This window comes from Rhodanobacter sp. UC4438_H5 (assembly GCF_052978405.1).
In genome coordinates, this window is record NZ_CM129672.1 from 2,192,386 (window position 1) to 2,207,432 (window position 15,047).

A 15,047-nucleotide genomic window follows, 5' to 3' on the forward strand; every position below is an offset into this window, starting at 1 on the left:
GGCAATTCCCGGGCATGTGGATGGTAGGGCGGGCACTGCCCGCCGGTTTTGGGCATGCCTTGGCGTTCCGGGCGGCGGGCCATGCCCGCCCTACGCCGGTGGCTGCCACGTCCCCGCATCCGGCCGAAACGGCCGCGGGTGAATGCCCAGCAAGCGCTGCAACTCGCCGTTGTCGGCGACCAGATCGCGGTCCAGCCGGCTCAGCGGGCCACGCAGCGGCGGGCACGTGCGAGCAAGCAGCCGCAACAACCAGGCTGGCAGCGGCACTGTCACGGTGGCGCGCGGCAGGCTGTCGCGCACGCGCGCGAACATCTGCGGATACGGCAGCCGTTCGCCGCCGCCGATCGGCACGATGCGTCCCGCCGAGGCGGGACAATCCAGCGCGGCCAGCACTGCCTGCGCGACGTCGTCGGCATGCACCGGCTGGCGCAGGCCACGCGCGGCCGGGATCGGAAACAACCGCGTGCGCAGCGCACGGCGCGCGATCGGGGTGAGGCTGCGATCGAGCCCGGCGCCATACACCAGGGTCGGCCGCAGCACGGTCCACGCGCAGCCGTGGCGGGCGCAGGCGGTGGCCAGCGCAGCCTCGCCCTCGCGCAGCTGGCGCGCGATCGCGCGCTCGGCCGGCACCACCGAATCCCGCTTGCTTTCGGCGCTCATCGAACTGGTGGCCACCACCCTCGGCGCGCCGACCAGGCTGGCACGGGCCAGCCATTCGGCCAACGCCAGCAAGGGACCGAAACTGATGATTGCCGACAGTTCGGGCAACGTCGGCATGTCGTGCGGCAGGTTACCGCGCAGCCACTGCACCCCGTCGCGCGCGGGCCGCGGATGCCGGCTCAGCGCCAGCACCGGCTCACCGGTGGCGCGCAGGTGCGGCAGGACGAAGTGGCCGATCTGGCTGCTGCCGCCGACGACCAGCACCGTCATGCCGGCCTCACGGATTGCCCTGCAGTCGCGCGGCGAGCTCGGTCACGCGCGGATGGTTGGGCGCGAGCTTACGCGCGCGCGCGAGCGACTGGCCGGCGCCGATGCGGTCGCCGCCATCGAGCTGCTGCTGGGCCCGATCGACCCAGGCGCTGGCCAGCTGGTTGCTCAGCCCCAGCTGTGCCGGATCGCCCGGCGCCAATTCGCCCAGGTTGGCCAGCATGTCGCCGGCCTGCTTCAGCTGGCCGGCCGCGAGGGCCTGCTTGAACAACTGTTCGACCCGGCCCGGCAAGGCCTGCAGGCCCTGCCGCGCAAGCACGTCGTTGCCGTCGATCGCCAGCGCGCTGCGGTACAGGTCGTACGCGCTGTCGCCGGGCGGCATCATGATGTTGCCGCTGGCGGTGGCCTGCTGCGCGCGCTGCACCAGTTGGGCCACGGCTGCGCTTTGCTGCGGCGACAACGCGGCGGCGACCACCGGGGCCTCGTCGGCCGCGTGCACCGTCTCGGCGGGTTCGTCCGCGGGTGGCTTGCTCGCCGGCGGCTTGCTCTGCAGCCGCGCGCGGGCGGCGGCCAGATCGGCCGACTTCGGCGCCAGCGCATTCGCCTGGCCGAGCAGTTTGGCCGCCTGCGCGCGATCGCCGTCATCCATCGCCGCATTCGCCTGCACGGTCAGCGCCTGCGCCACGTCGCCCAGCCCGGCCTTGGCCTCCTCGCTGTCCGGATCAAGCGCCAACGCAGCCCTGAAGTGCGCCAGCGCGGTGTCGTCGCCGGAGCCGGCGATGCGGCCGTCGCGCAAGGCCTCACGGCCCTGGGCAATGGCATCCTTTACCGCGCCATCCTGTTGCTGGCGCCGCTGCGCCTGCAGCGCGCGCAGCGCCGGCAGCGAGCCGTTGTTCGGCCGCAGCGCGGCGATCTGCAGCACCAGCGGATCGGCCTTGGCCAGGTCGCCCGCCTCCAGCGCGTCGTGTGCCTGCACCGCCAGCGCGTTGGCGACCTGGTCCAGCCCGTGCGCGGCCACTGCGTTGTCCGGGTCGGTGCGCAACACGCGCTGGTAGAGCGCGCCGGCGCCGTCGGCACCATCCAGCTTGCCCTGCGCCAATGCCTGCTTGGCCTGGTCGACCAGGTCGCCGGTGTGCATCTGGCCCGCCTGCGCCTGGCGGATGAGCATGTCGAGGCGATCCACGTCGCGCCCGCCACCGAGCAGTTCGCGGGCGACCGTGGCGCGCTGGGTGGCCTCATCCAGCCGGCCTGCCTGCAGCGCCGCATCGGCTTGCGACAACTCGGCCTGGCCAACCTGGCGCAGGCCGTCGCGGGCGCGATCGTTGTCCGGCTCGCTGGCCGCCACCTGCTGGAACAGTTCGCGCGCGCTGGTGCCGTCCTCGCCATCCAGGTGGCCCGCGTCCAGCGCCTGCTGCGCCTGCGCCAGCACGCTGTTGAGGTCGGTGCGCGGCAACATGCCGCGCAGCCGGTTCTGGCTGAACCAGAGCGCCGCGCCGAGCGCGACGACCAGCAGGATCAAGATCGGCAGCAGCCAGCCGCGACGCCCGCGCGATGCCGCGGTGCGAATCCCGCGGGCACGACGCCTTTCCACGGTGACCCGCGGCAGGCCATCGGCAGCGGACGCGCGCGGCTTGCCCTCCACCTGATCGAGGTCGCCCAGGGTGGGCTCGCTGCGGTTCGGTGGCCGGGCATCATGCGGGTTGCGGCGGCTGCTCATGATTCATGGCACTGGCGATAAGCGGTCGCAGCTTAACATCGCGCGACCGGACGGCCCGGCCTGCGCGATACCGGCGTTCAGCGTCCAGCGCTGCTGGCGAGGGCGGCTCGGCGCCCGGCGCCGCGCTAGGCGCTGATGCGGCGCACTTCGGTGACGTTGGGCAGCGCCAGCAGCTTGCCCAGCAGGGTGGACAGCTGTTCGAAATCGCGCACGCGCAGGGTGTAGCGCATCTCCACTTCGCCGGTCTGCGGACGCGAGCGGCTGGACGAGGCGATGATGTGGGTGCCGGCGTTGCTGATGAGGTTGGTGACGTCTTTCTGCAGCTCCTTGCGGTCGTAGCCGCGCAGTTCGATGTCCACCTCGTAAGCCTGGCTGGCGACGTGGCCCCAGCTCACCTCGATCACCCGGTCCGGGTCGCGCCGCGCGAGCCGCGCCAGGCTGCCGCAATCGGCACGATGCACCGAAACGCCGCGGCCCTTGGTGATGTAGCCGCGTACCGCGTCGCCCGGCAGCGGCTGGCAGCAGCGCGCCAGCGTGGTAAGCAGGTTGCCGACGCCTTCGATGCTCAGCGCGCCCTGGTCCAGCGTGGCCGGCCGCGCCGGCGGCGGTGCCGGCGCGGGCGGCGGCGGTTGCACGGACTCCTGCAGCACGCGGGCGATCTGGCCGGGCGTGACCTCACCCAGTGCCAGCGCGATCAGCAGCTCGTCCTGCGTCTGCAGGTGGAATTGGGCGGGCAGCTTGCCGATGTCGGCGGCGGGCAGCGCCAGGCGCTTCAGTTCGCGCTCGAGCATGGCGCGCCCGACGCCGAGGTTGGCGTCGTGCGCGATGCGGCGGAACCACGCGCGCACCTTGTCCTTCGCCCGCGCGGTGTTGAGGTAGCCATGGTGCGGCGAGAGCCAGTCGCGGCTGGGTTCGGCGACCTTGGTGGTGAGGATCTCCACGCGGTCGCCGCTCTGCGGCTGGAAGGTCAGCGGCACGATGCGGCCGTTGACCTTGGCGCCGCGGCAGCGGTGGCCGACCTCGGTGTGCACCAGGTAGGCGAAATCCAGCACGGTGGCGCCACGTGCCAGGTCGAACACCTCGCCCTTGGGGGTGAGCAGGTAGACGCGGTCTTCCAGCAGCTCGGTCTGCAGCTCGGCGGCGAGGTTGCTGTCGTCGCCGCTGCGCGGCTCCAGCAGCTTGCGCATCCAGGCGATCTTGGCCTCGAACTCGGCGTCGCTGCCGCCACCCTCCTTGTAGCGCCAGTGCGCGGCCACGCCCAGTTCGTTGGCGCGATGCATCTCGTGGGTGCGGATCTGCACCTCCAGCGTCTTGCCCTGCGGCCCGACCACCGCGGTGTGCAGCGACTGGTAACCGTTGGGCTTGGGCCGCGCGATGTAGTCGTCGAACTCGTTCGGCAGGTGCGGCCACAGCGCGTGCACCACGCCCAGCGCGGCGTAGCACTCGGTGACGCTGTCGACCAGCACGCGCACCGCGCGAATGTCGTAGAGGTCGGAAAAATCCAGCGACTTGCGCTGCATCTTTTTCCAGATCGAGTAGATGTGCTTGGGCCGCCCCGCCAGGTCGGCCTGCAGGCCGGCGGCGTCCAGCGCCTGTTTCAGCTCGTCCAGCGACTGGCGGATGAATGCCTCGCGATCGACGCGGCGCTCGTCGAGCAGCTGGGCGATGCGGCGATAGGTGTCCGGCTGCAGGTGGCGGAACGCCAGGTCCTCCAGCTCCCATTTCAGTTGCCAGATGCCGAGCCGGTTGGCCAGCGGGGCATGGATGTCGCGGCTCAACCGCGCCAGCGCGGCAGCCTGCTCCGGCGGCAGCGACGCCGCGGCGCGCATCCGCGCGAGCTGGCGCGCCAGCAGCACGAACACCACGCGCAGGTCGCGCACGATCGCCAGCAACAGCCGGCGCAGGCCTTCGGTCGCCCCGCCGGGTGCGCGCTGCGCGTGCAAGGTCCACACCTGTTCGGCCGCCTGCTGGCCGGCGACCAGGCGCTGCACGTCCGCCGGCAGGCCCGGGCCGCGCGCAGCCCACAACGCCGGATCGACGCGCGCCAGCTCGAACCACAACGCCGCCGCCTGGGTCGACGCGTCACAACCGAGCATGCCGAGCAGGTCGAGGGTGTCGCCGCACTCGGCCTGGTCGACCGGATGCTCGCCGCAGGCCTCCAGCGCATCGGCCAGATCGGGTGACAGCGTGTCGGCGCGCTTGCGCCATGCGGCGAGGCTGCCTGAATGAGTGCGCGGGGCCATGATGGCGGCCATTGTAGTGGCATGGTCGCGGCGGGCGGCCTGCGGCGCTTGGCCTCGGGCCGCTTGGCGGGCAGAATCGGGATTCGCCATTCCGGCTTCGAGGAAATCCCCATGTCCTTCCGCGCACGCTGTCTCCCGCTGTTGCTGGCCCTCCCGTGCTGCGCCGTGTACGCGCAGCAGACGTCCGGCGACCTGCAGCAACGCATGAGTCCTTCCGAGTTCAAGGCCGCTGGCCTGGACAAACTCTCGCCGCAGGAACTGCAGAATCTCGACGCCTGGCTGCGCACGCACGCCAAGACCACCACCAAGATGGTCAGTGCCAGCGGCAAGCCGGTGTTCTACGCGAGCGATGCCAAGCGCGAGAAGATCGAGACCCGCATCAAGGGCCACTTCGACGGCTGGAGCGGCAACAACGAGTACACCCTGGACAACGGACAGGTCTGGCGGCAGATCGGCTCGGACAATGTGTCGTGCATGACTGCCGACAATCCCTCGACCAAGGTCAAACCCTCGATGATGGGCAACTGGCTGATGTACGTGTCCGGCTGCAACGGCAGCGTGCACGTGGAACGCGTGCGCTGATCCGGCCGCTCACGCGAGCGCGGCCAGCGCCTTCGCCAGCCGCTTGGCCGACACCGGCTCGGCGGTCTTCAGCTCCTGCGCGAACAGCGACACGCGCCATTCCTCGATCAGCCAGCGCAACTCGGCCAGTTCGGCCGGGTCGCCGCCGGCGGCGCGGTGTTGCAGGTACGCGCGCCAGTACGGCAGCACCTGCAGCATGCGTTGCTGGTCCTTCGCCGGGTCCTGGCGCAAGCGTTCGCCACGCAGGCGCATCGCCTTGAGGTAGCGTGGATAATGCGCCAGCCGTGAAGGCGGCAGCTCGCGCAGGAAACCAGGCACGAGCAGCGCGTCGAATTGTTCGCGCAGGTCGTCGTAGCTGGCGCGGGCGAAGCCGAGCAGCGGCGGCTCGAGCCAGGGCTTTGCCTCGGCCTGCGCCTCGATGATCGGCTCGGCCAGCTTGAGCCGCTCGACGCCGGCACCGAACAGTTCGCGCGAACACTGCGTGCGCAGCGCCTCGAACGCGCCGGCGGTACGCACGTCCAGTGCGTGGCGTTCCAGCAGATCGGTGAAGCCGCCTTCGAGCAGGTCTTCGCGCAGGCCGTCGACGCCGCCGAGCGGCGCGTATTTCAACGCCAGCGCGTTGCCGATCGGCAATCTCCGGCGCGCCTGCTTCGCCTCGCTGGCCAGTGCGTTGCGCAGCAGCCGCACCACGCCGGCGGCATGCGCCGCGCGCGATTCGTCGCTGCGCTCGAATACGCGCAGCGCCACCGTCTCGCCCAGGTCGACCAGGGCCGGAAACGCGGTGAGGCCGGCGTCCGAACGCACCTGCGCAGGGATCGCCTCGAAATCCCAGCTGGCCACGTCTTCGCGAGTCAGCTCGATATCGGTCTTGCGCGAGAACGCCTCACGCGCCTGGCCTTCCCACTGCCCACGCAGCGCAGCCAGGTCGCGGCCACTGGCCAGCGTCTTGCCGCGCTCGTCATGCAGGCGGTAGCGCATCAGGAAATGCGGCGGCAATTCGATGCCGGCGAACTCGCCGGCGCCGATGTCGACGCCGGTAGCGCGTTTCAGGAAGGCGGCCAGCGCCTTGACCAGCGACTCGTCGCGGGGCGATTCCGCCTCGATGAAGGCGCGCGCGAAATCCGGCGCCGGCACGAAGTTGCGGCGCAACGCCCTGGGCAGGCCGCGGATCAGTTCGGCCACCTTGTCCGCCAGCAGGCCCGGCACCAGCCACTCGCAGCGCGCCGCGGGCAGCGCATTCAACATTGCCAGCGGCAGTTGCAGGGTCACGCCATCGGCCTCGTCACCCGGTACGAAGCGGTATTCCAGTTTGTATCTCTGCGGCACCTCGATGGCGGCGGGAAACGCCTTCGCATCCAGCGCGGCACCACCGCCCATCACGTCATCCAGCGACCAGCGCAGCGCGGCCTGTTCGGCGGGGCGGGCCTTGCGATACCACGCGTCGAGCGCACGCGAGCTGGCGATCTCTTCGGGCAGCTTGCCCTCGAAGAACGCGACCAGTTCGTCCTCGTGACGGATCAATCCTTCGCGGCGCTGCCTTGCCTCGATGCCCAGCGCCTCTTCCAGCACGCGCTGGTTCGCGCGCACGAAATCCGCGGCCGCTCCTGCGCGTCCTGCGCCCGCGGCACTTGCCCGTCCATGATCGGCGCCGTCGATGTCGCCGCGCACCAGCGCCTCGCGCAGGAAGATCGCGTGCGCCAGCGCCGGGTCCTGCTGCTGGAAGGTGACCGGCCGCTTCTCCACCAGCACCAGGCCGAACAGGCTGACCTGTTCGTACGCCACCACGCAGCCGCGCTTCTTCGACCAGTGCGCATCGCGGCAATGCATGCGCAACAGATGCGCCGCCTGCTGCTCGATCCACAACGGCTCCACCCGCGCATTCGCCATGCCCCACACGCGGCCGCCCACGTCGAGGATCTGCGCGGAGAAGATCCAGTTCGGGGGTGCCTTCGACAGGGCCGAGCCGGGAAACACCTGGAACTTGCGCTCGCGCGTGCTCTGGTAGATGCCCTTCTCGTCCTTGCGGCCGACCTGGGTGGGCAGGCCGGCCAACAGGCTGCGATGGACCGCTTCGAAGAGGCGATCCATCGCAGCTTGCTGATCAATAACTCGTTCTTCGCGTTCGCCTCCTCTCCCCTCCGGGGAGAGGATTGCGACCGCAGGAAGTCCCCTTTTCGGGAAGGTGAGGGGCGGGTGCTCGCGCGAAGCCTCCCTGCCTTTGCTTTTCTTTCCGAGCTTTGATGCACCAGCCTGTGAAGTCTTCCGCGACCCCGCTCCCTCACCCCAACCCTCTCCCCGCAGGGGAGAGGGAGCAAGGCGCCAGCCCAGCTCTTCAACGACCAGCAGCAACTGCCGATGCAGCTCGCGCCATTCGCGCATGCGCATGAAGCTGAGGAAGTGCCGCGAGCACCAGTCGCGCAGCTTCGACTGGGTCAGTTCCTCGTGGGCGTCGTGATAGGCCCGCCACAGGTTCAGCACGCCGATGAAGTCGGACTTCGGGTCGGCGAACACGGCGTGCGCGGCGTCGGCCTGCTGGCGTGCATCGCCGGGCCGCTCGCGCGGGTCCTGGATGCTGAGGAAGGCGACGATGACCAGCAGCTCGCGCAACGCATGCAGTTTCTCGCCTTCGACCAGCATGCGCGCCAGCTGCACGTCGATCGGCAGCCGCGCCAGCGTGCGGCCGATCGCGGTGAGCCTGCGCGCCTCGTCGATCGCGGAAATCTCGGTGAGCCGGCGGAAGCCGTCGGCGATCACGCGCGGGTCGGGCGCTTCCAGGAACGGGAACTCATCGACCTCGCCCAGCTTCAGCGCCAGCATGCGCAGGATCACGTTGGCCAGCGACGAGCGCAGCAGCTCCGGATCGGTGAACGCGGCGCGGCCGGCGAAATCGGCTTCGTCGTAGAGGCGATAGCAGACGCCAGGTCCGACGCGGCCGCAGCGGCCCTTGCGCTGGTCGGCGGCGGCCTGCGAGATCGGTTCGACATGCAGCCGCTCGAGCTGGCTGCGCTGGCTGTAGCGCTTGACCCGCGCGGTGCCGGTGTCGATCACGTAGCGGATGCGCGGCACCGTGAGCGAGGTCTCGGCGACGTTGGTGGCCAGCACCACGCGGCGCTTCACGCCGGGCTTGAACACGCGGTCCTGGTCGCCGGCGGAAAGCCGCGCGTACAGCGGCATGATCTCGGTCTCGCGGTATTGCCGGCGCGACAGCAGCTGGTGCGCGTCGCGGATCTCGCGCTCGCCGGGCAGGAACACCAGCACGTCGCCGCGCGGATCGTCGCGGGTGATTTCGTCGAGCACGGCGGCGATGTGTTCGGCGCTGCCCTGCTGCATGCCCTTGCCTGCGGCTTCCACCGGCCGCCAGCGCAACTCCACCGGGTACGCCCGTCCTTCCACCTCGACCACAGGCGCGCCGCCGAAGTGTTCGGCGAACCTTGCGGTGTCGATGGTCGCCGAGGTGACGATGATCTTCAGCTCCGGCCGCTTCAGCGCCAGACGCTTGAGGTAGCCGAGCAGGAAGTCGATGTTGAGGCTGCGCTCGTGCGCCTCGTCGATGATGATGGTGTCGTAGGCACTCAGCCACGGATCGCCCTGGGTCTCGGCGAGCAGGATGCCGTCGGTCATGAACTTGATCAGGCTGCGCTCGGACACCTGGTCGTTGAAGCGCACCTGGAAACCCACGACCTCGCCCAGCGGCGTGCCCAGCTCCTCCGCCACGCGGCGCGCCACCGAGCGCGCGGCCAGCCGACGCGGCTGGGTGCAGCCGATCATGCCCGCTTCGCCGCGGCCGGCGGCCAGGCACAGCTTCGGCAGCTGGGTGGTCTTGCCCGAACCGGTCTCGCCGGCGATCACCACCACCTGGTGTTCGCGGATCAGCTTGACGATGTCCTCGCCGCGCGCGCTGATCGGCAGCGACTCGTCCAGCCGGATTTCGGGCTTGGCCGCGGCACGGTCGCGGCGTTTGGCCGCGGAGCGCTCGATATCGGCGGCCAGCGCCCCCATCTTCTTTTCGTCGGGTCGGCGCGACAGCGTGCGCCAACGTCCCAGCAGGCGACCGAAGTCGCGACTGCACACCGCATCCAGCTGCCGGCGCAAGGTGCGCAAGCCTGGATCGGCAGCGGGATCGGATGCGGGCGCGCAGTGGTCGTTCATCGAACTGCGCATGATAGCCGGTGGCACGCCTCGACCCGATAGTCGGCGACTATCGCCAACATCCGAAGGATTCATTTCCCGCGCGAGCGCCGAGCCACTACTGTTGATTCATTGCATCCACCCCCAAAGGAGCACGCCATGGCCATTTCCATCGGTATCGCCAAGAAGGATCGCGAAGCGGTCGCCAAGCACCTGTCCAAGCTGCTCGCCGACACCTACTCGCTGTACCTGAAGACGCACAGCTTCCACTGGAACGTCACCGGCCCGCAGTTCAACAGCCTGCACCTGATGTTCGAGACCCAGTACAACGCGCTGTGGCTGGCCGCCGACGAGGTCGCCGAGCGCATCCGCACACTGGACGTGTTCGCGCCCGGTTCCTACAGCCAGTTCGCCAAGCTCAGCTCGATCAAGGACGAGCCCGGCGTGCCGGAGTGGCAGGAAATGGTCGGCCAGCTGGTCGAAGGCCACGAGATCGTCGCCGCCACCGCCCGCGACGCCCTCAAGGCCGCCAACGCCGCCGGCGACGACGGCACCGCCGACATGGTCACCGGCCGCCTCAAGGAACACGAGAAGACCGCCTGGATGCTGCGCTCGCTGCTGCGTTGATTTGCGCGTGGCATGAACGAAAGGGCCCGTCGACGACGGGCCTTTTGGTTGGTGAAGACTCCGCGATCTTCGTCCTTTCCGGTTGCTGCGGGACGACGCGCCAGCCTTGCGCTCAAACCGCCAGGAAGGGATGCGGTCGTGCCCGCATGCCCTGCCAACCACGCCGGCCAAGCCACCCCAGCGCACCTGCCGCAACGATCCAGGCGACGGCCAACGCCGCGAACACCGCATGCCCGGCGTGCCACGGATGATGCCCGAGCGTGGCGAACAGCGGGACGAAGGTGCTGGCGGACACCAGCACAGCCATGCCGGCCAGCACCAGCGCCATGCCCCAGCCCGGCAACGGGCAGCCACCGAAAACACCGAGTGACGTGGCCGCCACCGTGGCGACGCAACCGAGCTGGGACAGCACGACAAAGAGCAGCAGCGTGGCGTGGGCGTGGAGCAGCAACGCGGCGGTCAGCACCAGCGCGAGCAGCCCGGTTTGCAGCATGAGTGGCCGGCCCAGGGTGGCGCGCAACAGGGCATGCCGCGCCGCGACGGTGCCGCCCAACCCCGGCAGCAGGGCCAGCAGCGCCAGCTCGGGGCGGCGACGGCGCCAGCTCGCCCAAGGCAGCAGACTGCCCATCAGCATCAGCATCAGGCCGCCCATGATGCCCAGCCAGCCGATGACGTCGATCCCCACGCCAAACAAGACCTGGCGCAGCGGGTCGCCCGGCATGCACGATCGCCATCGCCGGGACATACAGCAGCAGCGGCAGGCCGAAGCGCGTGAAGCGACGCGCGTGACCGCGCAGGCCCTGCGGGGCGTAGCCCTCGCCCAGCGCCACGCGCAGGGCCAGCACGGGTTTGCCGGGACCGACGCCAGCCAGACGCAGTGGCGTTGGCGCCACGCTGGCGCGACGTGGCGCGCCGGCGTGCGGTGCGGCGCCCAGGCCACCCAACGCGCCGCGGCGACCATAGCGGACGATCTGCGCATCATCTTCACGAGTGTCATCGGCCCGCAACAGATGGCGCCAGCGCAACACGTCGACCGCGAGCAACACGATCAGGACGGCCGTTCCCCACACCAGGAAGCCGGGCTGCCCGGGAAACGGCAGCTGGATCACGGGCCGCAATCCGACCGCCAGCGCCGGCAGGAAGGCCAGCGCCATGACGTATCGCCGCCGCAACAGCACCGAAGCGACACCGGCCACCATCGCCAGCGCGGTGAACAAAGCCACCGTGGACGCCTCGCCACCCCGCGCAGCGAAGACGGCCGCAGGCAGTGCGATCGTCGCGGCTGCATACAACCCCAGGCAGGTCGCAGTGGACCGCCCGACGCCGGGGATGCGCAGGCGATGCGTGTCGATGCTGACCAGCAACAGGGCGGCCATCACCCATTGCCAGAAATAGGCCGCGCCAAAGCCGTAGACCACCATCCCGTACAGCCAGCCATGCCGACCCGGGATGAGTAGCGCACAGGCCAGTGCACCGATGCACAGCAGCAGGTAGACCACGCCGCCGATCCAGCGCAGCGAAGGATGCGTGGTGTGCCAGGGCATGGCGATGGCGGTGGTCGGCGTCACCTTGCGGGAGCGGGCGTTCCTCATGGTCATCGCTCACCCATGCGGCAGGAACGGATGCGGCTGGCGCCAGAACGCACGCCAGCCGCGACGGCCGATGGCCAGCAGGGTCGCCAGCAGCGCGATCCACAGCGCGAGGAAGATCGGCGAGAGGGCGAGCCGCTGCGCCAGCAGGTTGTCGCCGAACCGGAACAGCGCCGCGCCGGTGGTGGTCAACATCAGTACGATGGCGGCAATGATGAGTAGGCTTTGCCAGCCACGATGCCACGCCGTGCCACCCAACGCGGCCACGGACAGCGCAAAGGTGGCCAGCATGCCACCGCCCTGGGCGAGCAGCAGCAAGGCGGCATTGCCGCCGGGGAGATGCGCCCACAGCGCCACGCCCAGCATGCCCGCGAGCAGCGCCGCCTGCGCCAGCAGCGTTGGCAGCACGCTGGCCTTGAGCAGGGCGCGCTTGGCGTGCGCGGCACCGCCGACGCCCGGCAGCAGGGCCAGTACCGCCAACTCCGCATTGTCGCGGCTCCAGCGGGCGCGCAGCGCGTCGGCGCGCACCGGGCCCAACACGGCGCCGAACAAACCCAGGGCAAAGGCGATGACCGGTGCGCTAGCGAGCATGGAGAGCACGACGGTATACGCGATGGCGCGGGGCTGATCGTTCGACACGTGGCGCAGCGCAGCCAGCAGTGCGAAGGCGAACAACACGTTGAGCAACACCAGGCCAGCCTGACGCAGGCGACTAGCCACCGTCTGCGGCACGCCCCAACCTCCCAGCGCCACGCGCAGGCCACGCACCAGGTAGTCAGGCCCGACGCGGCGCAGATCGATTCCCGGCTGCATCCGGGAGCTGCGCCGGCGCAGCAGTTCGGCTTCCAGCCTTGCGCCATTGCGGCCCTGTGCGGACAGCGCGCGCCAGCGCAACGCCAATGGTTTGAGCCAGCGCGAAGCGTCGTCGTCGCAGCGCGCGGCCCGACGCCAGCACAGCGCAATCATGGCCCACAGCACTGCAGCCACCGGCGCGGCCCAGTGCAGAAAGCCCACCGGATCGCTGGCCGGCATGGGCAGCCATGCACCCAGGTGGTCGTCGAGCAGGGGCGCCAGGCAGGCCCAGATGCCGAGCCAGAGCGGCAAGGCGGCATAGCCCATGCCGATACCCGCACCCAGTGCAAGTTCGGCCAACGCCACCACGCCGCTGCCACCCAGCATGGCCACCACGACTGCTGGCAAGACGATGGTGAGCGCGGCATACAACACGGTGCTGATCGCCGCTGCGCGTTCCAGCACCGGCAGGCGCAGCCGGCGTGCCTCGTTCGCCAGCACCAGCGCGCGCGGCACCACGGCGGCCCAGAACAGGCAATCGATGACGGCCAGGCCATGCGCCAGACCGGGCCCGGCCCCGGCCGAGCGCCGAAGCAGGACGTAGCCGGCAATGGCCAGGCAGAGGATGACCAGCAAGGTCCTCGCGATGATGCGCCGCATGCGCTGCGACCATGCCATCCACGGCAGCATCAGCAATTGCAGGAACGACGTCACTCCGCGATCTCCACGAACAGATCCTCCAACCCCAGCGCATCGACGCGCGCGCCGGGCAGGTTCGCCGCTTCCGGCCAACGGTCCCGGGCATCGCGCGCCACCACCAGGCTGAAGCTGCCGTCGTCGTGGCGGCGCCGGCTGAGCGAGGGGATCGGTGCGGCGACGTTTGCCGCGGCCGGCAGCCACAGGCGGGCGTAGCGTTCCTTGGCCTCGTCCACGCCACAACGCAGCAGCAACCTGCCCTCGTGCAGGAACGCGATCTCGGAGGCCACGCGCTCCAGGTCGGACACGATGTGGGTGGAGAACAGCACCGTAGTGCCGTTCTCGCCGGCGCGCATCGCCACCTCGCGCAACAGTTCGCGGCGCGCGACGGGGTCGAGCGCGGCGGCGGGCTCGTCCAGCACCAGCAGTTCCGGCTGCGAGGCAAGCGCACGGATCAGGTCCACGCGCTGGCGTTCGCCAGGCGACAATTTGGCCAGCAGCTTGTTCGGCTGGATCTTCCAGCGCTCCAGCGTGTTGCGCGCAAAGCCGGCGTCCCAGCGCGGGTAGAAGCGCCCCACATAATCCAGCATCTGTTGCGCGGTGAGCCAAGCCAGCGCCTCCGGCTGCTGCGGCACATAGGCCAGGCGGGCCTTGACCGCATCGCTCAATTTCAGCGCCGGCTCGCCGAACACGAACGCCGCACCGGACAGCGGTTCGAGCAGGCCCAGCATGGCGCGGATCAGGGTCGACTTGCCCGCACCGTTACGCCCGATCAGGCCCAGCACCGAGCCCGGCTCCAGCGCCAGATCGACCCCGCACAGCACGTTGCTGCCCTCGTAGCAGTGGGTCAACCCGCGCGCCACTAGCGGCTCGACGTCCACGGCATTCGCTTCGTGAAGCATGGCATTCATCCTCGACTCCTCATCAAGCGGCCGAGCCGGTCCAGTACCGCCTCAGCCGGCAACTCCAGTTCTCCCGCATGCCGCGCCAGCGCCGCCAGCTGCGGTTCCAGCAGAGCCAGTCGCTGGCTTTCGGTCTGGCCCGAACGACGCGTTGCCGCCACCACCATGCCCTTGCCGCGCAGCCGTTCCAGCAAGCCCTCGCTCTCGGCCAGCCCGTAGGCCCGCGACACCGTCATCGGATTGATCGCATGAAAACCCGCCACCTCGCGCACCGACGGCAACAGTTCACCGGCCACCAACTGGCCACCGGCGATCAGGCGCCGCAACTGCTCCACGATCTGTCGATAGATCGGCTCGGAAGCGGAGGGTTGCACGGTAAGCAGCGATGCATCCATGTGTATCATTACACCAATACACATGAGTGGCCGTCAAGCATGACTTGCACAAGGGAACAGACAACGGCTTACCGCGTAGCCGGTGCGCCCCTCATGCTCTTCCTTTCTTGGAGATATCGGCCGGATACGTGCGATGTTGCCGCACAAGGCATGACCCAACGCCTCAAGACAAGAAAGCTAATCAGGCGCCACCTTTTACACTTTGCGCAATTCTGAATTTACTATTCTTGAATAGGCCAATATAAGCAGCCCAAGCCCTATAACCAAGGGAAATCCCGCGCTCAACGCCCCTTCTACCAGCATTAAATCTGCATTAACTGAATCTAGTGGCATACTAGATACACTCTCGATCATGTGGAATAATGCCGCCGCACCGTGGTAACACAGATAGAATCCGCCAAGAACAAGAAGGCAGACCTCTGCGTATAGATTTTTTTTGCTAGCTATCA

At 69.3% G+C, this 15,047-nt stretch carries 11 protein-coding genes; 3 read left to right on the plus strand and 8 right to left on the minus strand.

Annotation, left to right across the window (positions count from 1 at the left end; translation table 11 throughout):
- Nucleotides 1-90: 90 nt before the first annotated feature.
- The 3 genes from ACVCL9_RS10425 to ACVCL9_RS10435 form a co-directional block, all read right to left on the minus strand.
- Entirely contained in the window at nucleotides 91-930 is an 840-nt protein-coding gene (locus ACVCL9_RS10425; RefSeq protein WP_447098182.1) for an SDR family oxidoreductase, read from the minus strand.
- Between the two features lie 7 nt (nucleotides 931-937).
- A complete protein-coding gene (locus tag ACVCL9_RS10430) occupies nucleotides 938-2,644 on the minus strand; it encodes a hypothetical protein (protein ID WP_447098181.1) in 1,707 nt (568 codons plus the stop codon).
- Between the two features lie 125 nt (nucleotides 2,645-2,769).
- Nucleotides 2,770-4,887 carry a RelA/SpoT family protein gene (locus tag ACVCL9_RS10435; RefSeq protein ID WP_447098180.1) on the minus strand — a complete coding sequence of 706 codons (2,118 nt, stop codon included), beginning with the start codon at nucleotides 4,885-4,887 and terminating at the stop codon, nucleotides 2,770-2,772.
- A 111-nt stretch (nucleotides 4,888-4,998) separates the two neighbouring features.
- Here ACVCL9_RS10435 and ACVCL9_RS10440 point away from each other — a divergent pair, with 111 nt between their 5' ends.
- On the plus strand, nucleotides 4,999-5,469 hold the full coding sequence (locus ACVCL9_RS10440) for a hypothetical protein (RefSeq protein ID WP_395120070.1): 471 nt from the start codon (nucleotides 4,999-5,001) through the stop codon (nucleotides 5,467-5,469).
- Nucleotides 5,470-5,478: 9 nt separating this feature from the next.
- Here the strand turns inward: ACVCL9_RS10440 and hrpA are convergent, their stop codons facing one another.
- Complete coding sequence (gene hrpA, locus ACVCL9_RS10445; RefSeq protein ID WP_447099528.1) at nucleotides 5,479-9,618, minus strand: ATP-dependent RNA helicase HrpA; 4,140 nt, start codon at nucleotides 9,616-9,618, stop codon at nucleotides 5,479-5,481.
- Between the two features lie 138 nt (nucleotides 9,619-9,756).
- Here hrpA and ACVCL9_RS10450 point away from each other — a divergent pair, with 138 nt between their 5' ends.
- Entirely contained in the window at nucleotides 9,757-10,224 is a 468-nt protein-coding gene (locus ACVCL9_RS10450; RefSeq protein ID WP_447098179.1) for a Dps family protein, read from the plus strand.
- Nucleotides 10,225-10,336: 112 nt separating this feature from the next.
- Here ACVCL9_RS10450 and ACVCL9_RS10455 read toward each other — a convergent pair whose 3' ends face one another.
- On the minus strand, nucleotides 10,337-10,945 hold the full coding sequence (locus ACVCL9_RS10455) for a hypothetical protein (RefSeq protein ID WP_447098178.1): 609 nt from the start codon (nucleotides 10,943-10,945) through the stop codon (nucleotides 10,337-10,339).
- Between ACVCL9_RS10455 and ACVCL9_RS10460 the strand changes: the two genes are divergently transcribed.
- Nucleotides 10,944-11,681: a hypothetical protein gene (locus ACVCL9_RS10460; protein ID WP_447098177.1), complete on the plus strand. Its 738-nt coding sequence runs from the start codon at nucleotides 10,944-10,946 to the stop codon at nucleotides 11,679-11,681. The genes ACVCL9_RS10455 and ACVCL9_RS10460 overlap by 2 nt on opposite strands.
- Nucleotides 11,682-11,825: 144 nt before the next feature.
- Here ACVCL9_RS10460 and ACVCL9_RS10465 read toward each other — a convergent pair whose 3' ends face one another.
- The 3 genes from ACVCL9_RS10465 to ACVCL9_RS10475 are packed head-to-tail and all read right to left on the minus strand — an operon-like array spanning nucleotide 11,826 to nucleotide 14,598.
- Nucleotides 11,826-13,319: a hypothetical protein gene (locus ACVCL9_RS10465; protein ID WP_447098176.1), complete on the minus strand. Its 1,494-nt coding sequence runs from the start codon at nucleotides 13,317-13,319 to the stop codon at nucleotides 11,826-11,828.
- On the minus strand, nucleotides 13,316-14,212 hold the full coding sequence (locus ACVCL9_RS10470; RefSeq protein WP_447098175.1) for an ABC transporter ATP-binding protein: 897 nt from the start codon (nucleotides 14,210-14,212) through the stop codon (nucleotides 13,316-13,318). Before ACVCL9_RS10470 ends, ACVCL9_RS10465 begins: the two co-directional genes overlap by 4 nt.
- Entirely contained in the window at nucleotides 14,209-14,598 is a 390-nt protein-coding gene (locus tag ACVCL9_RS10475; RefSeq protein ID WP_447098174.1) for a GntR family transcriptional regulator, read from the minus strand. Before ACVCL9_RS10475 ends, ACVCL9_RS10470 begins: the two co-directional genes overlap by 4 nt.
- Nucleotides 14,599-15,047 lie beyond the last annotated feature (449 nt).